A 22046-nucleotide genomic window follows, 5' to 3' on the forward strand; every position below is an offset into this window, starting at 1 on the left:
GGCCAAGGAGAGGCCACTACCGATGGCGTGGATGGCCAGTGAACCTGACTCGATAACCCCGAGGGTAGCATTGGCGAGGGAAAGAACACGCTTAGCATGCATGTCCTGTCCAAATATATCGTCGATGTGGTTGAGGATTAGTTCGTGGTTAAACATGGGGATAGTCTGTTGGGTATTAGCTGGTCAAGGATGGCGATCATACCTCAGAAGCCGCGCCACGCCTCGCTCATATGAGGGGATGGTTAAGGATAGAAGGGTAGCGCTGGGCCAAAGGCTCCGGGAGCAAGGCATTGGGATGAACATCAAACTGCACCGTAGTGCCATCCGGCAATGGCAAGGTCAATACACTGGCGAGATGCCCGGGTTCAAAAGGCTTGTCAGGAACCACCACTCTGACCTTTTCAGCTCGCACATCATAGATCCCTCCCCTTTCCAAGTTTTCATCCATGAAGGTCCACTGTGGTTCTGCTGCAACCTGAACAGACAAACTGGTGATAATCACCGCAATGCCATGCTTCATAGAGCCTCCTTGCCCTACCTTGGTGACAACAAGTATGGTGCAGCGTCAATTGACGATCTGCGTGACAGACAGAAAAGAAAATTCGCACAAAACTTCTGTCACGCTGAAAAATCGTGCTACACCCGCGCTCCCCATCTCAGGCAATACAGACTGGCCCCATTCAACAACGGAAAAAAGTGAAGGCGCCATTGGCGCCTTCACGGATAGATAGGGGGATGAATATCCCCTCCATTTGGATTGGTTCGTTGGTGTATTACTGCTTGCCAGCGCCCGATGCTATTGGGCAATGAATCACCATACGCTGGTTATACTCGCTGGCGTAAGCGCTCAACTTGGCATGTATCTCTTGCTGACCGGGCCTTATCACATCGCCCAATCCATCCAGATAACGCTTGCCACAGCGCGCCTTGGCCTCTGCCTGCTGCTCGGCTGCAATACCGGGGGCGAACTCTCCCCGCCCGGCTATCACTATCAGGCGGTAATCCTGCCTGGCGAGGTTTGCACTCAGCTCCTGTTCCAGCGTGCTGGCATCGGCCTGACAACCGCCGAGCATGACAAGCAGCAACAGAGGGACTCCCTTCATGTACGCCTCCGTTGCCAGCCGAGCAGCGCCAGAGCCAGCGTCCACAATCCGAGCGCCCCGCCACCACCGCCGCCACCTGAAGTCGAGCCACCTTGCACCAGAGGCAATTTGAGGGGACTGATGGCAAAGAAGATATTGTCGCTGCATGCCACTTTCAGCCTGACGCTGCTGGTGAGATCGGCAGGCAACGTTACCGTTGCTGCGCCGTTATTGGGTTGTCCGGCGGCGAGCATTGTCCAGCTTACGCCCTCATCCTGGGTCACCGAGATGTCCACCTTGCTGCAACTGATCGGCGCCACAGTTGTGCCCGCCACATCCCATGCCACTGCCTGACTGGCCCCCGGAGTGAGAGTCACCCCGTAAAACGGGTTGGTGATGCGAAATGCCGCACCGGTATTGATCACTTGCACTTTCATGTCATCACTGGCAACGCCACCCTGACCATCACGCACCGTCAGTCTGAAATTGAGATCCCGGTTGATAGTCGGCCAGGCCTCTCCTTTGGCAAGCGTGCCGGAGAGCAGGGATGGCAAACTCGGCAGGATCCGCTCCGACGATGCCGTGGGAGAGACAAAACGAAACAGCGGCCGGGAGCCATCGTCAATCATGGTGGCGGCACTGCTCGATTCAGTGCCCAGATCGATCTGCTCCCAGTTGTAGAGCAGAGAATCATTATCCAGATCTCCACCAGCCCCTTTTAACATAAAGGCCGTATTGGCAGGGATCACATAGTCCCCCCCTGCTGCTGCCTGCGGGGCATTATTGCTCAACACGAGTGTGGTTCCGCAAGTCGATAGAGTCGCCATGTGTGCACGCATCTGCTCGATGGACTTGCTATGAAAATAGGGGTCGCTGTGAGTCTGGATATTCTCATCACCACAAATACCGGCATAGGCCATGATGGAGCTGCCACTACCTGGCTCGAACGCCTGCTCGGCAACCCGGTTGCCCCCACCACAACTGCCCGTTGTACCGTTAAAGGTGTGATCGGCACCGAATTGGTGGCCAATCTCATGGGCCACATAGTCGATAAAGAAAGCATCCCCTACGGGGTCTGACGAACCCGTCATACCTGACGACTTGGCCCCGTAGGCGTAATAAGGCGGCATGGCATCAACACATAACACACCCAACCCCGCCAAGCCTCCGCCACCGGTGTTGAGCACATGGCCGATATCAAATGCCCCCAAATCCCCATCAGCAAAGGCCTGCGCCTGCACATCGACGTTGCGATCCGCATCCGCATCGGTGTTATCAAAGGGATCACTGGCAGGATCGCTAAAGATCACACTGTCATTACCACTGGCCAGCACGAACTCGGCCCCCACGTCGCGCTGATAGACTTCGTTCACCCGGTTGAGCAGGGTAGTGATGGCCGCCAGGGCCAGCACCGTGGAGCCACCGTGATATCGGGTGTACTCACCGGCTGCCGAGATAGCGATGGTGTAACGCTTGCGGACATTGCCATCAACCTGCACTTTGCGCACCAGTTTGCTGACACCCGGCCCGATTACCTTGTCGGCATCCTCTTCCAGACGACTATGGGCATCCTTCTGGTAATAGACGGCATACCCTTCGGCATTGCGCAGCGGATCGACAAACACCATCTGGCCCTGATGGCTGAACATGGCGTGGAAACCCTGTGGCCCCAGATCGAAGCGCCCGGTATCGACCGGATGCGCCGGGTTGTAACCCTTGAAGGTACGGATCTGAGGATACTTGGCTGCAAGGTCTGCGGGCAGCACGTCGTAAGCTTCCAGAGCAAAGGTGACCTCCCCCCCATCGGGTAGCGGCAGGGTCAGCTCACTCGCCCCGGCTTGCAGTCCGGCAAAATAGTCGAGCGGCACCTTGGCGACCCGGAACTGATGGGCCCGCACCTCATAGCCCTCATCTGCTGTTGCTCTGGCGGCAACCGTGCCCCATTCGCTGGCCATCAGGCTGGCTGAGCCCAGCATGCTGGCCATCAGCAAGGCCACCGTAGAGTATTTCGTCACATGCATTGTTTTTAGTCCTTGTATTAATGCAATCGCCTGAATTGCGGCCTGTACTTTATTTTTATTCGGCCACATCAATACAAAGCTGAAGCAACCCTTTCCACCATTCCCGAGTGGGAGTGTTGCGCCAACCCCGTCTAACCCCTATCATTGCGCGGATTTGTCAATTTTAGAACTGCCCCTCTTCACAAAGGTGCGGTTCATCTTTATCTGGCCAAGGTTAATCTCATGCTCAAATCCCCACTGTTGCCCCGTTTCGGGGATCTGGTCGTTGCCATTGTTGACGATGTACTCGGTCAGGGTCTCACCCTCGACCGCGCTTATGCCCGTCACTTCTCCGGCATCGAACTCAAACCGCAAGAACAGGCAAGGATTGCCCTGGTCACCGGCGACCTGCTGCGCCGTCTCAGCCTCTATTGTTTCCTCACCGGTATTCAGGTGCGTCAGGCCGAAAAGAATGTCTGGCCACTGCTGCACAGCTGGCACGCCTTCCACAAAATTGCCCAGCCCAACAACCCGACCCTGGATCGCTTTAATGAGGAAGCATTCCGCCGCCGTCTGACCGAGGCGAAGAAGAACCCGGTATTGATGGATGGTTGCCCGAGCTGGTTGGAGAAACTGGGTAGCGAGCAGCTGGGTGAAGCCTGGCCTGCCGAGCGTGCCGCCCTGGCCTGGATGCCCAAGCGCTACCTGCGGGTCAACACCCTCAAGTGCACCCGTGATGAGCTGCAAGCCATTCTGGCCAAAGAGCAGGTCACCACCATTCCGGTTGAAGGTGTGGAGACAGCCCTGCAGGTCACCTCTGACGCCGCCCTGTTCCGTACCAAGGCCTTTGCCGATGGTTGCTTCGAACAGCAGGACGCAGGCTCCCAGCTGGTTGCTGCTGCGCTGGAAGTTGCCCCAGGCATGCGCGTTATCGACGCCTGCGCCGGTGCCGGTGGCAAGACCCTGCATATCGCCGCCATGATGCAGGGCAAAGGCCGTCTGCTGGCAATGGATGTGGAAGAGTGGAAGCTGGAGAACCTCAAGCAACGCGCTCGTCGCGCCGGTGCCCACAACGTGGAGACCCGGGTCATCACCAGCAGCAAGACCGTCAAGCGCCTCAAAGAGAGCGCCGACCGCGTACTGCTGGACGTGCCCTGCTCCGGTCTAGGCGTACTCAAGCGCAATCCGGATGCCAAGTGGCGTGATACCGCCGAGCGTCTGCCGGTGCTGGTCGCGCTGCAAGAAGAGATCCTGCAGCGTTACAGCCAGATGGTGAAAGTCGGCGGCCTGCTGGTCTATGCAACCTGCTCCATCCTGCCCGAGGAGAACCGCCAGCAGGTGGACAAGTTCCTCGCCGCCAACGAAAACTTCCGTCTGCGTGACGATCACACCGTGAGCCCGTCCGAGACTGGCTTCGACGGTTTCTACATGGCTCGTATCGAACGGATCGCCTGATCTGCCCGATGACCAGATAGAAAAAGCGGCTGCCATTGGCAGCCGCTTTGCTTTGGCTTGCTGACACACTCCCGATGGGGGTGACAGTGTCTACTGCTTGCGTCGCCAGCAAATAAAAAAGGGAGCCATAAAGGCTCCCTTTTCAGCGATGTGAACACCCGCTTATTCAGCAGCAGCGTCATCCTGCTTGTACTTGGCAGCAGTCTCTTTGATCAGAGCCTGCAACTCGCCAGCCTGGAACATCTCGATCATGATGTCACAGCCACCGATCAGCTCACCTTCAACCCACAGTTGGGGGAAGGTCGGCCAGTTGGCGAATTTTGGCAATTCGGCGCGGATATCCGGATTTTGCAGGATATCAACGTAGGCAAACGGCTCGCCGCAGGACATCAGAGCCTGGGAGGCCTGGGCAGAGAAGCCACAGCTGGGTAGCTTGGGGGAGCCCTTCATGTAGATGATGATGGGGTTGTCAGCCAGCTGCTGCTTGATCTTTTCAATAGTTTCCATAGGTGCCTCACTAGAGCGATTTCGGCGGCCATTCTACTGCAATCTTGCCCGAGCACAAACTGACAAAGGGGTGACCCGGCTCGAATTGTGCAAAGAACCCACACAGGATTGATCGCGATCATGGCGCCAATCAAGAGTTGTTAGGCCATCTTTGATACTGCTACAATCCCTTGGCTTTGGGCTACCCAGCCCCATCATTTTAAAAACAACTCTTTTCACATATAGAAAAGAGTACGCAATGTCTTGCAACCGTCGCCTTCGCACGGTCCAGCCAATGGAGAGTAGAAAATGGCATTCGAACTTCCCGCTCTGCCCTATGCAATCAACGCTCTGGAACCGCACATCTCCCAGGAAACTCTGGAATATCACCACGGCAAGCACCACAACACCTACGTGGTCAACCTGAACAATCTGGTGCCGGGTACCGAGTTTGAAGGCAAGTCTCTGGAAGAGATCATCAAGACCTCCAACGGCGGCATCTTCAACAACGCCGCCCAGATCTGGAACCACACCTTCTACTGGCACTGCCTCTCCCCGAATGGTGGTGGCGAGCCGACTGGCGCCCTGGCTGATGCCATCAACAAGGCATTCGGCTCCTTCGCCGAGTTCAAAGATGCCTTCACCAAATCAGCCATCGGCAACTTCGGTTCCAGCTGGACTTGGCTGGTGAAGAAAGCTGACGGCTCTCTGGCTATCGTCAACACCTCCAACGCTGGCTGCCCGCTGACTGAAGCCGGTACCACCCCGCTGCTGACCGTTGACCTGTGGGAGCACGCCTACTACATCGACTTCCGCAACCTGCGTCCGAAGTACATGGAAACCTTCTGGGCTCTGGTTAACTGGGAATTCGTGGCCAAGAATCTGGCTGCCTAAACAGCCTCGCTTGCCAAAACGCCCCGCACTGCGGGGCGTTTTTTTATCTCGATATGGCTGCGAAAATGAATAAGGCGCCCGCAGGCGCCTTTTACATATCGAGATGACCCGCTTACTGGTCCAGCTCGTCCATGTATTCATCCAGATTGGCATCGTCAGCCTGCTCTTGCTGAGACGCTTTCAGCTCGGTCTGCTTGCCCGTCACCTTGCCCTGGTTATATTGCAGGTAGAAGTCCTTGGTCAGCGCATAAGGATCGAGGGAGTTGTCGATGATCCGCTCCTGATCGATCAGCTTGGCACGTGTGCCCAAGCCATCCAGTGCCCAGTGTGCAACCTTCATCGGGAAGGTTAACAGGGCATAGGGGAAGTAGAAGCTGTCAATCGCATCGCCAACCAGCTCCCGGGTGGTAGTCGGGCCGTAGACAGGCACCATGATGTAGGCACCATTACCGATGTCGGCCCTGCCCAGCACTGTGTCCATTTCCAGCTTGTTACGCTCGAGGCCGGCATGTTTGGCCACATCGAAGATACCCAGCAGACCGACCGTGGTGTTGAGGGTAAAGCGCCCCAGGTTGGTGCCCGCCCCCTTCAAATCACCGGTGATCAGATGGTTCACCATGCTGCTTGGCTCATCAAAGTTGGCAACAAAGTTGGCAATGCCATCCTTCACCCCTACCGGAATGTAGCGGGCATAGGCATGTACCACTGGACGTGCCACATAGGGCTCCAGCACATCATAGTTGACCGCCCACATGGCCCGGTTGGCCCCCAGGAAGGGATCGCGGGGATCGGCCGCCGTACTGGTGGCACCCGGATTATTCATGCCGGGATTGAGATCCAGACTCTCTGGGCCAGGCTTGGGTGGGCCACCGGCACAGCCAGCCAGCAAGAGGGCTGCCAGTATGGCCCCTGAACGAAGATACATATGATTGTCCTGACGTTTTATTTTGATTTATCAGAAGTATAGATAACCCGGCTCCTATCCAGGAGCCGGGTTATCCAAAGGCATATTAGAGGGCGTGATCGATGCGGATGTCAATCGGAGCAGCAGGGATCTCGGCCGTCTTGACCGGCACGGATACCCCTTCGAAGGCTCCTTCCTTGTTCATCACATTGCCACCGCGCGAGAGACGTGCCTTGAACTGCAGCTCCGGATAGGCCGCCAGTTTGCTACCTTCCATCATGGCATCGCCATCCCCGAGTGACAGGGTAACAGGCAAGGTTGGCCCTGCGATACGCTTCACGGCGATGGGCATAGGCGGCCCGTTGGGCACCACGGCAAAGACGAAGAGATGGGCATCTTCCGGCATCTGAATGCCCGCCGCCAACGTAACGTGGATGGGGAATTCCCCCTCCTTCACCGCCAGCGGTTGTCCCTCAACTGCGCCTGCTTTGGCTGCGCCTGAATTCGTCACCTCGATGCCGCGCTGCTTGAGCTGCGCGCGGGCATACTCCATGGAGCGCTCGACCATCACGTAACGGGGAGTGCCTTTCTCCATCAGTGGCAACATAGCCTGCCAGCGAGCCAGCGCGGTCTGGAAGTCCTCTTTTTGCAGCGCCATAAAGGCATAGACGGAACGCGCCTCGATATTGTCCGGATCCTGCGCGATAGCAGCCTGCAACAGGGCATCCGCTTGCGCCTCATCCCCCGTCATCATCAGCGCCTGCGCATAGGGCACCGCCACCAGCGACTTCTGGGGAGCCAGCGTGTAGGCCCGCTCCAGCGCCTCGCTGGCCATCTCGGGATCATTGCCATCCAGCGCCAAGCGTCCCAGCAGCAGCCAGCCGCGGTAGTCGTTCGGTTCATCCTTGAGGCGGGTACGCAGTGCCAGCGTGAAATCCAGCAGATCCTGCTCGGTCACCTGGGCATCCCGCTCCACCAAAATGCGGTTGCTCAGCTCGCCAAGACGGCTGCTGGCATCTTGCCAGCGACTCACCTCTTGCCAGGAGCCCAACTTGTAGTAGAGCCCCAGACTCACCACCAACAGCACCAGTACACCCGGGATCCAGATCAAACTCTTGCCACTGCGGGCAGTCTGCTCCACATCAGGGATATCATCCAAGAGACTTCGTTGCAGCTCGACCAGCGAGTCGGACTCCTCAGCCAGGACACCCTGCTCGCGCTCTTCGCCAATCTCCAGCAGCCGCTGGCGATAGAGCTGTTTGTTGAGCGCCGAGCGACTGATGCTCTGTTTGCCTTCACCACGCCACAGCGGCACGACGAGCGCCAGACTCACCAGCACCAGCAAGCCCGCAATCACTATCCAAAAAGCGGTCATTGTTTCTCTTCCTCTTTCAGCAGCTCGGCCAGTCGGCGCTGCTCCTCCTCGCTCAGGGCGTTATCCAGTTGTATTTTCACCGCAGGGGGCCGGCGGCTGCGCACCACGACCACGGCGCCACCGATCAGGATCACCAGCAGCGGGCCGAGCCAGAGGATCAGGGTGGAGGCCATCAGGGGCGGGTTATAGAGGATAAAGTTGCCGTAGCGGGCCACCATGTAATCCACTATCTCCTCTTTATCCTTGCCCTCGCGCACCATCTGGTAGGTCTTGTCGCGCAAGTCCTTGGCCAGCCCAGCATTGGAGTCGGCGATATCCTGGTTCTGACACTTGGGGCAACGCAGCTCCTTGGTCAGTTCACGGAAGACCTGCTCCTGATTGTCGTTGTCGAAGGTGTAGACATCGATAGCGGCCATGGCGGGCGCTTGCACCACCCATCCCAGCAACAGCAGCAGGGCGGCAATAAATACTCTCATCAGGACTCCCCTCACTTCATGGCATCAAAGATGGGTTTGAGGGTCAACGCCCAGTTCTCGGGGTTGATATCCCCCACGTGGCGATACCGGATGATCCCCTTGCTGTCGATAAAGAAGGTCTCCGGCGCGCCATATACCCCGAGATCCAGCCCCAGCATGCCGTCCGGATCATAGAGGTTGACCTGATAGGGGTTGCCCAGCTCAGCCAGCCATTTGATCGCCTTGTCGCGCTCATCCTTGTAGTTCATGCCGATGATGGGAATACCCTGCCCCGCCAGCTGTTTGAGGTAGGTGTGCTCGCCGTAGCAGGTCGGGCACCAGGTAGCCCAGACGTTGAGCAGCATGGGGCGACCGGTCAGGATACTGCGATCGTGCTGCTTGTTCAGATCGTAAATGTCCTGCAGGGTGAACATCGGCACCTCTTTGCCCACCATCACGGACTCAAGCTTGGTGGGATCGGAGTAGAGCCCTTTGAACAGGAACACCGCCCCCAGCAAAAAGACGATAAAGGGGATTAAAAACAACCAGGTCTTTTTGTTCATGCCTTGGCCTCCTCCTCACGACGGCCGAAACGGTAACGCTTGTCCAGCATCGCCAGCACGCCACCGATGGCCATAAAGACGCCGCCAAACCAGATCCAGCGCACGAACGGCTTGTAGTAGATCCGCACCGCCCAGGCTCCGTTGTCGAGCTGTTCCCCCAGCGCCGCATAGAGATCACGGGTGATACCGGCATCGATGGCCGCTTCGGTCATCGGCATCCGGGTCACCTTGTACATCCGCTTCTCGGGCTTGAGCAGGGCGACCTGCTTGCCATTCTTGTGCACTTCCAGCACGCCCTTGAAGCCATCGTAGTTGGGGCCGTTCTTCTCCTTGATCCCGGCAAAGACGAATTCGTAATCGGCAAAGTGCACCCGATCACCCGCCTGCATTCGCAGATCCTTCTCGATGCTGTAATTCTGGGTGCAGGCGATACCTATGATGCTGACTGCCAGCCCCACATGGCCGAGGATCATCGCCCAGTGGCTGTTGCCAAGCTTGCGCACACCGACTGCAAAGCTGTGCTTGTGGGTCGCTCGCGCCCAGGTCTCCTGCACGCTGGTGACGATGATCCAGGCCCCCAGACCAATCCCTACCGCCGCCCACGGCTTGAAGGTTTCGGCAAAGAGCAGCGGCAACAGCAAGGCTGCGGCCAGACTCAGCACCAGTGCCACAACCACCTTGTTTTTGAGTTCCCCCAGCTCCTGACGACGCCAGCGAAACAGCGGGCCAACCCCCAGCAGCAGGGCAAACGGGATGATCAGCCAGCTGTAGATGTGGTTGAAGAAGGGAGTACCGATGGAAATGCTCCCCAGCCCCAGCTCCTTGTGCACCAGCGGCAGCAAGGTACCGAGCAGAACGGTCAGCAGACCTGCAACCAGCATGATGTTGTTGCAAAGCAGCAGGGTCTCGCGGCTCCACAGCTCGTGTTTGCCGTGGCTCTTCACCTGCGAGCCTTTAAAGGCAAACAGCAGCAAGGATGAGCCGATCACTGCCAGCAGGAAGCCGAGAATAAACAGACCGCGGGTCGGATCGGAGGCAAACGCATGCACCGAGACCAGCACGCCGGAGCGCACCAGGAAGGTACCCAGCAGGCTCAGCGAGAAGGCGGAGAGGGCCAGCAGCACGGTCCACGCCTTGAAGGTGGCGCGCTTCTCGCTCACCGCCAGCGAGTGCAGCAGAGCGGTGCCCGCGAGCCAAGGCATAAACGAGGCGTTTTCTACCGGATCCCAGAACCACCAGCCGCCCCAACCAAGCTCGTAGTAGGCCCACCAGGAGCCGAGCACTATGCCCAGGGTCAGGAATACCCAGGCCGCCATGGTCCAGGGGCGCGACCAGCGAGCCCAGGTCGCATCGAGACGGCCGGTCATCAGCGAAGCAATGGCAAAGGCAAACGCCACCGAGAAGCCCACATAACCCATGTAGAGCATCGGCGGATGGAAGATAAGACCCGGATCCTGCAGCAGCGGATTGAGGTCACGACCATCTACCGGGAAATAGGGCAAGGTGCGGGTGAAGGGATCGGAGGTGAACAGCACGAATGCAGTGAAGCCGACCGAGATCAGCCCCAGCACACCGAGTACCCGCGCGACAGCATCGAGCGGCAGACGGCGACTGAACATGGCCACCGCCGCAGTCCAGCCACCCAGAGTCAGAACCCACAGCAGCAGGGAACCTTCGTGGGCCCCCCACACCGCCGAGATGCGATAGGCGAGCGGCAGCAGGCTGTTGGAGTTAGTGGCCACATACTGCACGGTGAAGTCGTTATCGATAAAGGCCCAGGTCAGGCAGAGAAACGACAGCAGCAGCAGCAAGAACTGGGCATAGGCGAGCGGACGGGCCGCCGACATCATGCCAAGACGCCCCCAACTGGCGCCTAGCAGCGGGTAGCTGCCCAGCAGCAGGGCGGTGGCAAAGGCCAGGATCAGCGCAAACTGACCTAATTCCGGGATCATGAAGGCATTCCTTTCAATTGAACGGTGACAACAGCCGCACCACGCACGGCAGGCAAAGCGGAAAAGGCAAAAACCAGAGGGATCACTGCTTGGCTCCCTTCAACTGCGCCTCGGTATACTCCGGCTTGAAGTGCATGCCGTTGGTGGCATCGGCCACTTCCGGCGGCATGTAGTTCTCATCGTGCTTGGCCAACACCTCGAACGCCTCTACGGTCGTGGCATCCTTGAGGGTGCCCTGGGCAACAATCCCCTGCCCTTCACGGAAGAGATCCGGCAGGATGCCGTCAAACTCGACCTTCACCAGATGACCGCCGTTATCCACCAGCTTGAAGGCAACCTTGAGGCTCTGGGGATCCCGCTGTACCGATCCCGGTACGACCAATCCACCGATGCGCAGGCGCTGTCCCTCTTCCGGCTTGATCTTGTCCGGCCCCTTCCCCTCCACCAGCTCGCTCGGGGTGTAGAAGAGGTCGATATTCTGACTGAGGGCGTAGAGCACCAGCCCGCTGACTGTCGCCAGACCCAGGGTAATGGCGAGAATGATGGTGAGGCGTTTTTTGCGTCTCGGATTCATAGGGTGTTCTCCATCTGCTGGGCCGCCTTGCGACGGGCCTCACGCGCCTGCTTGCTGCGCAACTCACCGAGCAGGCTGCGGGTTTTCATGCGGCTAGAAATGATGATGCCGACCAGACACACCAACGTCAGGCCAAAAGAGAGCCAGACATAGAAGGCGTAACCGCCCATCGCCATAAAATCACTGAAAGAGGCAAAGTGCATGCTTACTTCTCCTGCTCTGCAATCTCTTTGACCCAGGGGCGATGCCACTCCCGCATCAGGAGTTCATTGCGAAAACGCATCAGGGTCAGGGCACCGAGAAACGAGGCAAATGCCAGGATCATGATCAGCAGCGGCCAGAGCATCTCGGGTGAAATGGAGGGTTTGTCAAATTTGGTGATGGTGGCCCCCTGATGCAGGGTGTTCCACCACTCCACCGAGTAGTGAATGATGGGCAGGTTGATCACCCCGACCAGTGCAAGAATGCCGGCGGCACGGCCAGCGACCACCTTGTCACTGAAGGCGTTGTAGAGGGCTATCACGCCGAGGTAGAGAAACAGCAGGATCAGTTCAGAGGTTAGTCGCGCATCCCACACCCACCAGGTTCCCCACATCGGCTTGCCCCAGGCGGCACCGGTAAAGAGGGCAATAAAGGTAAATACGGCGCCGACCGGCGCAATGGCTGCAACCGTCATGTCCGCCATCCGCAATTGCCACACCAGGCCGATAAAGGCGGCTACCGCCATGGTGGAGTAGGCCCCCATGGAGAGAATGGCGGAAGGCACGTGGATATAGATGATCCGGAACGAATCTCCCTGCTGGTAATCTGCCGGAGCAAACGCGAGGCCCCAGACAGTACCGATCACAAACGAGAGCAGACTAATCACCGCAAACCAGGGCAACAGCGTGCCTGCCAGCTGATAGGCACGCTCCGGTTTGGCATAAGGGTGCAACCATTTCCACATAGCTCACAAAACCTTTTTGTTATTAATCGTTTGGCGAGGCCTACCATACCGACCGCAGGGCAGCATCAAATACCCCGAAAGCAATAAGCGGCACTCTCCTTGATCCATCGCAACATTATTTTTTGCAAAAAGACTCCGTTCGGAGCCAAATCCGGTTCAGCTCACGGCCATCAGTTGAGGCTGACCCGCAACGCCGCCGACACAGCCAGCGGCGTCAGTGTCAAAGCCCCCACCAGCATGGCGGCCAGAATGGCAAGCTGCCCGCCATAGGGCAAGCTCATCCCCGCGGCATCGATGGCTGAGGTGGCAAAAATCAGTACCGGAATATAGAGCGGCAGGATCAGCAGACTGAGCAGAACCCCGCCTTTGCGCAATCCCACCGTCAACGCAACCCCGACCGCGCCGAGCAGACTCAATACAGGAGTGCCCAGTGCCAGCGTCGCGACGACAGCCAGATAAGTGTTCATATCCAGCGACAGCAAAATCGCCAGCAAGGGAGAGATCAGCAGCAGCGGCAATCCGGTCAGCAGCCAGTGAGCGACCACTTTCGCCAGCGCCAGCAAGCCCAGCGGGTGCGGCATCAGCATCATCTGCTCCAGCGCGCCATCGGCAAAGTCGTCGCGAAACAGTCGCTCCAGCGACAGCATGGCCGCCAATAGCGCCGCTACCCAGATGATCCCCGGGGCAATACGGGCCAGCAGTTTGGGCTCCGGGCCAATCCCTAACGGAAACAGGGTGATGACGATGAGGAAAAACCAGAGCGGATTGAGAATATCGGAACGCTGGCGCAGAGCCATCAGCAGTTCACGGTGAATAAGGTGCATAACAGCGCGCAACATGGCGTTACTCCTGCAATGTCGAGGCGAAGGGGGTCAACGAGAGAGTCTTCAGCCGTCCCTGCATCAGGGTCAGATCCTGATGGGTGGTGAGGATCACCATGCCGCCCCGCTCGGCGTGGGCCAGAAAAAGCTGCTCGAGCACCTTGACCCCTTGTTTGTCGATGGCGGTAAAGGGCTCATCGAGGATCCAGAGTGCCGGTTTCTGTGACAGCCAGAGTCTGGCCAGAGCCACCCGGCGTTGCTGACCGGCAGAGAGTTGCCCGGTCGGGTTCTCTTCAAATCCGGCCAGCCCTACCCTGGCCAATATCTGCCACAAGTCAGTCTCTGTTTGCTGCGGGTGATGTAACTGCTGGTAGAACTTAAGGTTTTCAAAAGGGGTCAGCGCCGCTTTGACACCCGGCTGATGGCCGAGATAGAGCAGATTGGCATGATACTCATCACGACAGCGACGAATATTTTCCCCATTCCAGCACACCTCACCGGCAAACGGCTGCGACAGCCCGGTCAACAACCGCAACAAGCTGGTTTTGCCAACCCCGTTGGGCCCTTCAATTTGCACCAGATCGCCGGGCGCAACAGAGAAAGAGAGGTGTTCAAACAGAGTGCGATCTTCGCGCACGCAGCTCAGATTGTTAACTTGAAGCAGCATGGGGATTTTTTCAGAGAAAATGAAGCGGTCTGCATCTTAACACAGTATTGGAATACGTCTTTTCAAAGATGCAACAATTGAACTGACTGGCGACCGGGATCACAAAGAAAATACGGTAGAAACTACTCGCTCAACGCAGCTGGGGGACAAGCGGCTGCACGCCATAAAATTCAGGAAGGCAATTGCCTTCCTGAATCATCAAGAGCGACCTTTTCGCAACGATATCAAGAGCTCAGCCTCTGCCTTTGGCAACTCGCACTCACTCATGACTTCATCAAGATCGGCGCCCAGTTCGACCATCTTGGCCGCTCGGCTGTAGAGCCTGCGTTCGGGATCCTGCATGGTCAGCTCTTGCTGGCGCTCATTGACCTGCTGCATCGCCCCTTCCACCGACTGCAGACGCTGCCCCATGCCAATGGCACCGGTATGGAGCTCCATCATCTGCTTGCGCAAGCTTTCCAACTGACCTTGCAGCGTTGCCACACTGGCCTCGGACTCCTGCTTGCTGCGCTTGCTCTTGAACCAGATATAAGAGGCAAACGCCAAGGCAATCAGGGACATCCCCAAGGCAACCATCTCGATTATCAAAACATCACCTTACTTATCAGAGGGAACCGATATCTTCCCACTCTTCATCGGAGAGCAGCTTGTTCAAGTCAACCAGGATCAGCAGTTGCCCATCGCGGTTGCTCACCCCCTGAATAAACTTGGCGCTCTCTTCAGTACCGACCGCAGGTGCCGCATCGATTTCGGAAGAACGCAGATAAACCACTTCCGCCACGCTGTCGACCATGATGCCGATCACTTGCTTCTCGGCCTCGATGATCACGATCCGGGAGTTTTCACTCACATCACCGGAAGGCAAACCGAAGCGGGAACGGGTATCGATGACAGTCACCACATTGCCACGCAGGTTGATGATCCCCAGTACGTACTCAGGCGCACCCGGCACCGGTGCAATTTCGGTGTAGCGCAACACCTCCTGAACCTGCATCACATTGATGCCGTAGGTTTCGTTTTCCAGTTGGAAGGTTACCCATTGCAGCACTTCATCTTCGGCCAGATTCTGTGCAATATTGCGCTTTTCTGTCATGTTTTTATTCCTTTTATGAAAACGTCTACTGCTAAAACTAGCAATAAAACAGCTCGATTGCAGAAGTTATCAGCGACCTTCTATGTTAACCCCACGCTCCAGCAACAGGAGCAATTCGCGGACGTGTAACAGGGCACACATTTTTTCTTTAACCATGCCCGCCAACCAGGGGCGCTTGCCCTCCTGATGGCGCCATTTCACCTGGTCACGGTGTAACAATTCAGTCCCTTTGAGATGGTGGCAGGCTAGTCCCCACGGCGATTCACCAAGCATAATCAGATACTTGTAATCATCCATCTCGAGATGCTGACCCGGCATGACCCACTGGGCAGTATCGACCACATTCATCTTCTGCTCGCGAGAGGTCATGATCCCCTTGTACCAGCCAGGCTGGCCAAACAGGGAGGTGATCTCGCCCAGCTGATGAATACCACCCAGCTCGGTCAACGGCACCGCAAACGTCACGCCCGCGACTTCAAAGAAAAGGGCCTGAAACTCTTTACCGGTATCGATATTTTCCCAGGCAACCGGTTCACTGGCCTCTACCGGAGCAACCTCCAGCGCTGTCTCGGTCAGGATAGTAGTATGGGGCTCCGCAACCTCGGGGAGCAGCACCTCCGCAGGCCACTCAGGCTCCACCGGCAACAGTGACTCCTCCGCCACAATCTCCAGCGGTGCGGTGAGTGTTATCTCCTGGGTGAAGGCGTCATTCTCAAACTGGACTTGTCCTACCTGAGCCAACAGCTCACCGAGCTGGGCAAGCCGTGGATCGCTTTCGAGGTAAGGTGCGGCGACTACCTCGGGGACGCTTTGGGGCTGACGTTGCAACTGTAAAACAGGGGCTGATTGAGCCTCTTCCACCTCATCCAGCACCAGTGGCTCATCGAGCAGCAGGGAATGGAAATAGTCATCCATCGCCCGAACTTGAATGGTATCTCTCATGCCGTCACCTCATGAACCCGTTGCCGCTCAAGGGCATCAAGATGGTTGAGCAGCGTTTCATATGCATAGGTTCCACGACTCCCGGGAGAATAGATAGACGGGGGGATATGCAGCAAGCTGGCATCCCGAAACTTGGTATCAATAGGGATCACCGCATTCCACACTGAATCTCCATATTGATCCTTGATCGACTTCAAGGTCATCAGAGAGGCACGGGTGCGCTTGTCGAACATGGTCGGGATCACGGTATAACGGAACTTGTCACGCTTGGAACGCTGCATGATCTCGAATGTTTTCATCATCCGTTCCAACCCCTTGAGGGCCAGAAATTCTGTCTGGACAGGCACCAGAATGCGATCGCAGGCAGCCAGCGCGTTGACCATCATCACCCCCAGTACTGGCGGGCAATCGATCAGCACGTAATCATATTGATCCTGAATGCGCAGCAGTGCCCGCTTCAGTACCAGTCCCATCCCCTCACGATTGCCCATCACCCGATCAAGGGTCGCCAAGGTAATAGATGCTGGCAGCAAGTTGATATTTTCGAACTTGGTCTTGAGCGTCAGTTTATTGACAAGCTCAGCTGTCGGTTTGACAGCTTGAAACAACTCATAGAGGGTTCCATCCAGGCGATCTGAATCAAAATCAAGATATGCAGTCAGCGAAGCATGGGGGTCGGTATCAATCAACAGCACCCGCTGGCCACGCTGGGCCAGGATCCCCGCAAGCGAGACCACTGTGGTGGTTTTACCCACTCCACCTTTCTGATTGGCAACCGTCCAAACAATCACTGTATCAATCCTGCCTTGTTGTTATGCGTATGCCACCACCGGGCAAGGTGATCACCTTTATCTCTCCTGCATCCACCGCCTGTTGTACAGCAGGAACCGGTTCGGCAACTACCGTAGGCGTTGCAACCACAGGTGCTGGCGGCACCCAGGCAAACTTGGAGATAGCGACCACAACCTTGCGATTCTGCAGTCTGCCCTGCTCGCTGCCGTTGTCAGCAAAGGGGGAAAACTCGCCATATGCCTCGAACGCCAGACGCTGGGGGGCGATCCCATCTGCAATCAAACCATTGAGTACCGCTTCGGCCCGAGCAGCAGAAAGCGCCCAGTTAGAACGATAAATTTCATTATTTATCTGTTGGTTATCGGTATAACCCCGAACCCTTACATAGTTATCGACCGGTTTGAGAATACTTGAAAGAGTATTAATGACCGGTGCAGCGTTTGGTCCCAAAAAGGCACTGCCGCTACCAAACAACAAGCCGGAACTGAGTTCAACCGTCAGCCAGTTCTCATCTTGCGTCAGTTTGACGATACCGGCATCCACCAGCGAGCCCATGCTCTGTTGCAACTGCATATCGAGTTTTGCAAGTGTCGCGCCATCTTGCAGCACTGGCACACCAGAAATGGGAGCAAGTGAAGGAGAGGGGGATGCTGGGCTTTCCAGCAACGATGGAGAGGCAGATACCGGGTTATCCAGCAGGGAATTACCCTGCCCTTCAAGCAAGCCATTGCCGCCATACTGCATGACACTGAACGCCTGGCTCATACCATCAATCACCGCGCGATACTTGTCCTTGTTCACCAGCGCAACAGAGTAAAGTACCACGAACAAAGCAAAGATCAGCGTCATATAATCGGCATAGGAGACCAGCCAGCGGTCAAGATGCTCGCGACCCTGCAAGTGCAACCGATAGCGCTTGCGCATGGCTACTCTCCTTTCAAATAGGCCCTGAGCCGGCGTTCAACCTGCAAGCCGTTTTCACCATGGGCGATAGCCAGCAGCCCCTCCAGGGTCATCTCCTGAAAGAGTGCATAGTGATAGTGAAATGCGCGTAGCCGGTTGGCGATAGGCAGGTAGATGAGGTTGGCAAACCCCACTCCATAGATGGTTGCCACAAATGCCACTGCGATACCCGCCCCCAGCGCTGACGGGTCTTCGAGATGAAACATGGCCTGGATCAGGCCCAGCACGGCACCGATGATCCCGATGGTCGGACTGTACCCCCCCATGGCTTCAAATACTCTGGCGGCATGTTCATTGCGCTCCTGCTCGATATCGATGTCCGCTTCCAGCAGCATACGGATATCCTCTGTGGATACCCCATCGACAATCATGCCAAGCCCTTGACGGGTAAAGTTGTCTTCCTCCTGCTCGGCCTGATTTTCAAGGGCCAGCAGCCCTTGCTGGCGCGCAAAGACGGCCCATGACTGCAGCCGTTCGGCCTGGGTCGCGAGATCTTGGCGGGGAGGGGTAAAAATCCATAACAGCTGGCGCAACGCCAGCAAGATGTACTTGGCTGGGGTCTGCAACGTGACGGCACCAACGGTACCACCCAGTACGATCAAAAAAGCGGGGCCGTCCACCAGCGTCAACAGGGAGCCGCCATGCCACAGTTGGGCAATGGCAATAGCCCCCAATGCCAGGAGCAGACCTAGCAAGCCCATGATTAGCGCCCCAACTCAACCAGAATACGCTGGGCCACCTTGTCCAGAGGGAGTGATTCGCTGGCAATCCCCGCTTTGGCTACTGCTTGGGGCATACCATATACCACGCAGGAAGCCTCATCCTGAGCCCAGATGGTTGATCCCTGCTCTTTCAGCAGTCTGGCACCATCACGGCCATCAGCCCCCATACCGGTCAGCACAATCGCCAATACCTTGTCGGCATAGGTTTTGGCCGCAGAGGCAAAGGTGATGTCCACACAAGGCTTGTAATTGACCTTGTCGTTGCCATCCACGATGCGAATGCGGGCCCCTGCACCACGACCTTCCAACAGCATCTGCTTACCACCGGGAGCAAGGTAGGCATGCCCAGGTTTAAGCACATCGCCATCTTCCGCTTCCTTGACGCCAATCTGACATAACCCGTTGAGACGGGCAGCAAACGCGGCGGTAAAAGTGGCTGGCATATGCTGGATAAGCAGGATGGGATGGGGAAAATCCCCCGGCAACTTGGTCAGCACATTTTGCAAAGCAACAGGTCCACCGGTAGAAGTACCGATCGCCACCAACTGATAACTCTTGCCACTGCGCTTGAATGAGGCACTTGGCACAGTGCGTTGCAGGTCAGGCTGACGATCTGAAGATCTGGGCGCTGTGCTGCCCAGAGGAACACGAGCAACCGGTTCAGGTGCTTTGGGACGAGCAGCGGATGTCATCAGGAAGCGCTTGCGGGAGATCTCCTTCACCCGCTGTTGCAACAGTCTGACCGCTTCATCTTTGTCTCTGGCAATGTCCTCAAACTTCTTGGGCAAGAAGTCCAGGGCACCGGCGTCCAGCGCATCCAGCGTAGCCTTGGCCCCTTCATGGGTCAGGGAGGAGAACATCAGAATGGGGGTTGGGCACTTGGCCATGATCTCCCGCACCGCACTTATGCCATCCATCACGGGCATTTCGATGTCCATGGTGATCACATCAGGGCGCAGCGACATCGCCTTGTCCACCGCTTCACGTCCATTCTGGGCCGTATCAATCACCGTCAGCATGGGATCCTGATTGATGATCTCGCTCACCCGACGGCGAAAGAAGCTCGAATCGTCGACAACTAATACCTTGACTGCCATTGTTGTTTTTCTAACTCCTTGGGCCTGAGCTATTAATGTCTACGCGCATATGCTTTGAGCAGACTCGGCACATCCAAAATAAGAGCAATTCCACCATCACTGGTAATGGTCGCCCCGGCCATGCCAGGGGTGCCTTGCAGCAGGTTATCGAGTGGCTTGATCACCACCTCTTCCTGACCAATCAGACTGTCTACCACAAACCCGATTTGCTGAGTGCCAATCTGCACGATCACCACATGTCCGGTATCCTGACGTGAACGCTTGTTGGCGCCACGAATCAACCATTTATGCAGATAGAAGAGCGGTATCGCCTTCTCGCGCACAATGATGGTGAGCTGGCCATCAACCATGTTGGCCTTTTTCAGATCCAGATGGAAAATCTCGTTCACACAACCAAGGGGAAGTGCGAAGGTCTGCTCACCCACTTCCACCATCAGCGTCGGCAGAATGGCTAGCGTCAACGGAACCTTGATTTCGAGACGGGTACCTTTCCCCCAAGTGGAATCGATGTGCACCGACCCATTGAGGCTGACAATGCTGGTTTTAACCACATCCATTCCGACACCACGGCCAGAGATATCGGAGATCTCGGCCTTGGTTGAAAAGCCCGGAGCAAAAATCAGGTTATAGGCATCGTTGTCGCTCATGCGAGCGGCAGTATCTGCATCCAGAACACCGCGACTGATTGCGATGGACTTGAGTTTCTCAGGATCCATCCCTGCCCCATCATCCTCGATGCAAAGCAGAATATGGTCACCTTGTTGGGAGGCGCTAAGGGTAATAGTCCCTTGCCGCGGCTTGCCCGCTTTCTCCCGCACATCCGGCATTTCGACCCCGTGATCGCAGGAGTTGCGAACGAGGTGAACCAGAGGATCGGCGAGCGCCTCTACCAGGTTTTTATCCAGATCTGTCTCTTCGCCCACCATCACCAGCTCAATCTCTTTCTTGAGGGTTCTGGCCAGATCACGTACCACGCGCGGGAAACGACCAAATACCTTCTTGATTGGCTGCATGCGGGTTTTCATCACCGCACCTTGCAGGTCAGCCGTTACCACATCCAGATTGGCAACCGCCTTTGACATCTCTTCATCATTACTGGCAATACCCAAGCTCACCAGCCGGTTACGAACCAGTACCAACTCACCTACCATGTTCATGATGACATCGAGGGTCTTGGTATCCACCCGCACCGTCGTATCGCTTTGCACGGCACTATTTTCTGCTGGCGCAGGCGCAGCCTTGGCGGCAGGCGCTGGTGCCTTGGCTGCTTCAGCGGGTTTTGCGGGGGCTGCCGGTGCTGGTTTGGCAACAGGAGTGGCCGGTTTGGGCGGAGTCACCGCAGCAGGTGCAGCAGGTGCAGCAGGTGCGGCAGGTGCGGCAGGTGCGGCAGGTGCGGCAGGTGCGGCAGGTGCCATAGTACTCTGAGGCCCTTGACCACGACCATGCAATTCATCAAGCAGGCGTTCAAACTCATCATCATCGATAAGCTCGTCCACCTCTTTTTGTACCGACTTCAGAGGATTCACCTCTGGCGCCCCCATGTGCTGTCCCTGGCCATGAAGCTGGTCCAGCAAGGCCTCAAACTCATCATCGGTGATATCGCCAGAGCCACCCGCTATCGGGGCTGCTGCAGCCGTCTTGGTCGGAGCCCCACCCACGCCGTGGAGCTCGTCCAGCAGACGTTCAAATTCGTCTGCAGAAATTTCATCGATCGAGCCGCCGCCATTGACAGGAGCAGGCTCGCTGTTGATGGCTGCGGGTTCAACAACTTCTGGAGCGACTTCTTCAACAACTACCGGTGCTGCAGGTTCAGATTCTACAGCCGCAGCCGCACTGGTAGCAGTGCGCAGTTGCTCTTCCCCTTCTGGCTTGCACAACTCATGGAGGTCATGAAGCAAATCATCTGACGCAGGGCTGGGTGCTTCGCGATTTTGAACCTGGGCGAACATGACATTAATGGCATCCAGCGCTTGCAGGATTACATCCATCAGCTCCGCAGTAACGGTTCGCTTGCCATTACGCAAGATATCGAACACGTTTTCCGCACCGTGGCATACATCAACCAGTTCACCGAGCGACAGAAAACCTGCCCCCCCTTTCACGGTATGGAAACCGCGAAAGATGGCATTCAACAGGTTCTTGTCATCGGGCCGCTTTTCCAAGTCGACCAGTTGTTCAGACAACTGTTCCAATATTTCGGATGCTTCGACCAGAAAGTCTTGCAGTATGTCTTCATCAACTTCGAAGGCCATGCGTCACTCCA

The 22046-nt window shown here is 56.8% G+C and carries 24 protein-coding genes and 1 pseudogene; 2 read left to right on the forward strand and 23 right to left on the reverse strand.

The features are described 5' to 3' along the window. The 4 genes and pseudogenes from AB5Y90_RS04760 to AB5Y90_RS04775 form a co-directional block, all read right to left on the reverse strand. Positions 1–156 (reverse strand): annotated as a pseudogene (locus tag AB5Y90_RS04760) (IS4 family transposase); the annotation flags it as partial. A gap of 70 nt (positions 157–226) precedes the next feature. Further along, positions 227–520 carry a hypothetical protein gene (locus AB5Y90_RS04765; protein WP_368166619.1) on the reverse strand — a complete coding sequence of 98 codons (294 nt, stop codon included), beginning with the start codon at positions 518–520 and terminating at the stop codon, positions 227–229. 253 nt (positions 521–773) lie between these two features. Further along, the gene (locus tag AB5Y90_RS04770; RefSeq protein WP_120415664.1) at positions 774–1103 is read right to left on the reverse strand and encodes a hypothetical protein; all 330 of its coding nucleotides are present in this window, start codon (positions 1101–1103) and stop codon (positions 774–776) included. Next, a complete protein-coding gene (locus AB5Y90_RS04775) occupies positions 1100–3103 on the reverse strand; it encodes a reprolysin-like metallopeptidase (RefSeq protein ID WP_201943308.1) in 2004 nt (667 codons plus the stop codon). Before AB5Y90_RS04775 ends, AB5Y90_RS04770 begins: the two co-directional genes overlap by 4 nt. Before the next feature lie 222 nt (positions 3104–3325). On the opposite strand from AB5Y90_RS04775, the gene AB5Y90_RS04780 reads away from it, so the two are divergent. Then, positions 3326–4537: an RsmB/NOP family class I SAM-dependent RNA methyltransferase gene (locus AB5Y90_RS04780; RefSeq protein WP_069529060.1), complete on the forward strand. Its 1212-nt coding sequence runs from the start codon at positions 3326–3328 to the stop codon at positions 4535–4537. Between the two features lie 162 nt (positions 4538–4699). Here AB5Y90_RS04780 and AB5Y90_RS04785 read toward each other — a convergent pair whose 3' ends face one another. Further along, entirely contained in the window at positions 4700–5044 is a 345-nt protein-coding gene (locus tag AB5Y90_RS04785) for a Grx4 family monothiol glutaredoxin (protein WP_069555635.1), read from the reverse strand. A gap of 288 nt (positions 5045–5332) precedes the next feature. Here AB5Y90_RS04785 and sodB point away from each other — a divergent pair, with 288 nt between their 5' ends. After that, positions 5333–5917 carry a superoxide dismutase [Fe] gene (gene sodB / locus AB5Y90_RS04790; protein WP_005334664.1) on the forward strand — a complete coding sequence of 195 codons (585 nt, stop codon included), beginning with the start codon at positions 5333–5335 and terminating at the stop codon, positions 5915–5917. Between the two features lie 112 nt (positions 5918–6029). On the opposite strand, the gene AB5Y90_RS04795 is transcribed toward sodB, so the two are convergent. The 18 genes from AB5Y90_RS04795 to AB5Y90_RS04880 all read right to left on the reverse strand — a co-directional run bounded on the left by AB5Y90_RS04795 (position 6030) and on the right by AB5Y90_RS04880 (position 22035). Then, positions 6030–6842, reverse strand: a complete 813-nt coding sequence (locus AB5Y90_RS04795) for a VacJ family lipoprotein (protein WP_368166620.1) — start codon at positions 6840–6842, stop codon at positions 6030–6032. Between the two features lie 85 nt (positions 6843–6927). Continuing rightward, positions 6928–8196, reverse strand: a complete 1269-nt coding sequence (gene ccmI / locus AB5Y90_RS04800) for a c-type cytochrome biogenesis protein CcmI (protein ID WP_019444735.1) — start codon at positions 8194–8196, stop codon at positions 6928–6930. Continuing rightward, positions 8193–8672 (reverse strand): cytochrome c-type biogenesis protein CcmH, encoded by a 480-nt coding sequence (locus AB5Y90_RS04805; RefSeq protein WP_368166621.1) that lies wholly within the window; start codon positions 8670–8672, stop codon positions 8193–8195. Before AB5Y90_RS04805 ends, ccmI begins: the two co-directional genes overlap by 4 nt. 11 nt (positions 8673–8683) lie before the next feature. Continuing rightward, entirely contained in the window at positions 8684–9214 is a 531-nt protein-coding gene (locus AB5Y90_RS04810; protein ID WP_368166622.1) for a DsbE family thiol:disulfide interchange protein, read from the reverse strand. Next, entirely contained in the window at positions 9211–11166 is a 1956-nt protein-coding gene (locus AB5Y90_RS04815) for a heme lyase CcmF/NrfE family subunit (RefSeq protein ID WP_368166623.1), read from the reverse strand. Before AB5Y90_RS04815 ends, AB5Y90_RS04810 begins: the two co-directional genes overlap by 4 nt. A gap of 82 nt (positions 11167–11248) precedes the next feature. Beyond that, the gene (ccmE, locus tag AB5Y90_RS04820; RefSeq protein ID WP_005334685.1) at positions 11249–11740 is read right to left on the reverse strand and encodes a cytochrome c maturation protein CcmE; all 492 of its coding nucleotides are present in this window, start codon (positions 11738–11740) and stop codon (positions 11249–11251) included. Then, a complete protein-coding gene (gene ccmD, locus AB5Y90_RS04825) occupies positions 11737–11943 on the reverse strand; it encodes a heme exporter protein CcmD (protein ID WP_274161149.1) in 207 nt (68 codons plus the stop codon). Before ccmD ends, ccmE begins: the two co-directional genes overlap by 4 nt. Before the next feature lie 2 nt (positions 11944–11945). Further along, on the reverse strand, positions 11946–12686 hold the full coding sequence (locus AB5Y90_RS04830) for a heme ABC transporter permease (RefSeq protein WP_042054451.1): 741 nt from the start codon (positions 12684–12686) through the stop codon (positions 11946–11948). 170 nt (positions 12687–12856) lie between these two features. Next, on the reverse strand, positions 12857–13525 hold the full coding sequence (gene ccmB / locus AB5Y90_RS04835; protein WP_005353658.1) for a heme exporter protein CcmB: 669 nt from the start codon (positions 13523–13525) through the stop codon (positions 12857–12859). A gap of 4 nt (positions 13526–13529) precedes the next feature. Then, complete coding sequence (gene ccmA / locus AB5Y90_RS04840; protein WP_274161148.1) at positions 13530–14174, reverse strand: cytochrome c biogenesis heme-transporting ATPase CcmA; 645 nt, start codon at positions 14172–14174, stop codon at positions 13530–13532. Between the two features lie 198 nt (positions 14175–14372). Beyond that, complete coding sequence (locus AB5Y90_RS04845) at positions 14373–14750, reverse strand: DUF2802 domain-containing protein (protein ID WP_005334692.1); 378 nt, start codon at positions 14748–14750, stop codon at positions 14373–14375. A 28-nt stretch (positions 14751–14778) separates the two neighbouring features. Then, a complete protein-coding gene (locus tag AB5Y90_RS04850) occupies positions 14779–15267 on the reverse strand; it encodes a chemotaxis protein CheW (protein ID WP_005298836.1) in 489 nt (162 codons plus the stop codon). Positions 15268–15336: 69 nt separating this feature from the next. Further along, entirely contained in the window at positions 15337–16209 is an 873-nt protein-coding gene (locus AB5Y90_RS04855; RefSeq protein WP_227095019.1) for a chemotaxis protein CheW, read from the reverse strand. Further along, positions 16206–17000, reverse strand: a complete 795-nt coding sequence (locus tag AB5Y90_RS04860) for a ParA family protein (RefSeq protein ID WP_005334696.1) — start codon at positions 16998–17000, stop codon at positions 16206–16208. Before AB5Y90_RS04860 ends, AB5Y90_RS04855 begins: the two co-directional genes overlap by 4 nt. Before the next feature lie 4 nt (positions 17001–17004). Further along, complete coding sequence (locus AB5Y90_RS04865) at positions 17005–17925, reverse strand: flagellar motor protein MotB (protein ID WP_307896398.1); 921 nt, start codon at positions 17923–17925, stop codon at positions 17005–17007. 2 nt (positions 17926–17927) lie between these two features. Next, positions 17928–18665, reverse strand: coding sequence for a flagellar motor protein (locus tag AB5Y90_RS04870; protein ID WP_005343988.1), 738 nt, complete (start codon positions 18663–18665; stop codon positions 17928–17930). A gap of 2 nt (positions 18666–18667) precedes the next feature. After that, the gene (locus tag AB5Y90_RS04875) at positions 18668–19783 is read right to left on the reverse strand and encodes a chemotaxis response regulator protein-glutamate methylesterase (protein ID WP_064335787.1); all 1116 of its coding nucleotides are present in this window, start codon (positions 19781–19783) and stop codon (positions 18668–18670) included. A gap of 32 nt (positions 19784–19815) precedes the next feature. Beyond that, the gene (locus AB5Y90_RS04880) at positions 19816–22035 is read right to left on the reverse strand and encodes a chemotaxis protein CheA (protein ID WP_368166624.1); all 2220 of its coding nucleotides are present in this window, start codon (positions 22033–22035) and stop codon (positions 19816–19818) included. Between the last annotated feature and the right edge of the window lie 11 nt (positions 22036–22046).

It is taken from the genome of Aeromonas sp. R4-1, from assembly GCF_040908325.1.
Lineage (GTDB): Bacteria > Pseudomonadota > Gammaproteobacteria > Enterobacterales > Aeromonadaceae > Aeromonas > Aeromonas veronii.

Coding starts and splice junctions, on each gene's coding strand:
- AB5Y90_RS04810 (WP_368166622.1), bottom strand. CDS start 9,214: ATGAACAAAAAGACCTGGTTGTTTTTAATCCCCTTTATCGTCTTTTTG.
- ccmB (WP_005353658.1), bottom strand. CDS start 13,525: ATGTTGCGCGCTGTTATGCACCTTATTCACCGTGAACTGCTGATGGCT.
- AB5Y90_RS04780 (WP_069529060.1), top strand. CDS start 3,326: ATGCTCAAATCCCCACTGTTGCCCCGTTTCGGGGATCTGGTCGTTGCC.
- AB5Y90_RS04850 (WP_005298836.1), bottom strand. CDS start 15,267: ATGACAGAAAAGCGCAATATTGCACAGAATCTGGCCGAAGATGAAGTG.
- AB5Y90_RS04775 (WP_201943308.1), bottom strand. CDS start 3,103: ATGCATGTGACGAAATACTCTACGGTGGCCTTGCTGATGGCCAGCATG.
- AB5Y90_RS04870 (WP_005343988.1), bottom strand. CDS start 18,665: ATGGGCTTGCTAGGTCTGCTCCTGGCATTGGGGGCTATTGCCATTGCC.
- sodB (WP_005334664.1), top strand. CDS start 5,333: ATGGCATTCGAACTTCCCGCTCTGCCCTATGCAATCAACGCTCTGGAA.
- AB5Y90_RS04830 (WP_042054451.1), bottom strand. CDS start 12,686: ATGTGGAAATGGTTGCACCCTTATGCCAAACCGGAGCGTGCCTATCAG.
- AB5Y90_RS04865 (WP_307896398.1), bottom strand. CDS start 17,925: ATGCGCAAGCGCTATCGGTTGCACTTGCAGGGTCGCGAGCATCTTGAC.
- AB5Y90_RS04805 (WP_368166621.1), bottom strand. CDS start 8,672: ATGAGAGTATTTATTGCCGCCCTGCTGCTGTTGCTGGGATGGGTGGTG.
- AB5Y90_RS04815 (WP_368166623.1), bottom strand. CDS start 11,166: ATGATCCCGGAATTAGGTCAGTTTGCGCTGATCCTGGCCTTTGCCACC.
- AB5Y90_RS04845 (WP_005334692.1), bottom strand. CDS start 14,750: ATGGTTGCCTTGGGGATGTCCCTGATTGCCTTGGCGTTTGCCTCTTAT.
- AB5Y90_RS04770 (WP_120415664.1), bottom strand. CDS start 1,103: ATGAAGGGAGTCCCTCTGTTGCTGCTTGTCATGCTCGGCGGTTGTCAG.
- ccmD (WP_274161149.1), bottom strand. CDS start 11,943: ATGCACTTTGCCTCTTTCAGTGATTTTATGGCGATGGGCGGTTACGCC.
- ccmI (WP_019444735.1), bottom strand. CDS start 8,196: ATGACCGCTTTTTGGATAGTGATTGCGGGCTTGCTGGTGCTGGTGAGT.
- AB5Y90_RS04795 (WP_368166620.1), bottom strand. CDS start 6,842: ATGTATCTTCGTTCAGGGGCCATACTGGCAGCCCTCTTGCTGGCTGGC.
- AB5Y90_RS04785 (WP_069555635.1), bottom strand. CDS start 5,044: ATGGAAACTATTGAAAAGATCAAGCAGCAGCTGGCTGACAACCCCATC.
- AB5Y90_RS04855 (WP_227095019.1), bottom strand. CDS start 16,209: ATGAGAGATACCATTCAAGTTCGGGCGATGGATGACTATTTCCATTCC.
- AB5Y90_RS04875 (WP_064335787.1), bottom strand. CDS start 19,783: ATGGCAGTCAAGGTATTAGTTGTCGACGATTCGAGCTTCTTTCGCCGT.
- AB5Y90_RS04880 (WP_368166624.1), bottom strand. CDS start 22,035: ATGGCCTTCGAAGTTGATGAAGACATACTGCAAGACTTTCTGGTCGAA.
- ccmE (WP_005334685.1), bottom strand. CDS start 11,740: ATGAATCCGAGACGCAAAAAACGCCTCACCATCATTCTCGCCATTACC.
- ccmA (WP_274161148.1), bottom strand. CDS start 14,174: ATGCTGCTTCAAGTTAACAATCTGAGCTGCGTGCGCGAAGATCGCACT.
- AB5Y90_RS04765 (WP_368166619.1), bottom strand. CDS start 520: ATGAAGCATGGCATTGCGGTGATTATCACCAGTTTGTCTGTTCAGGTT.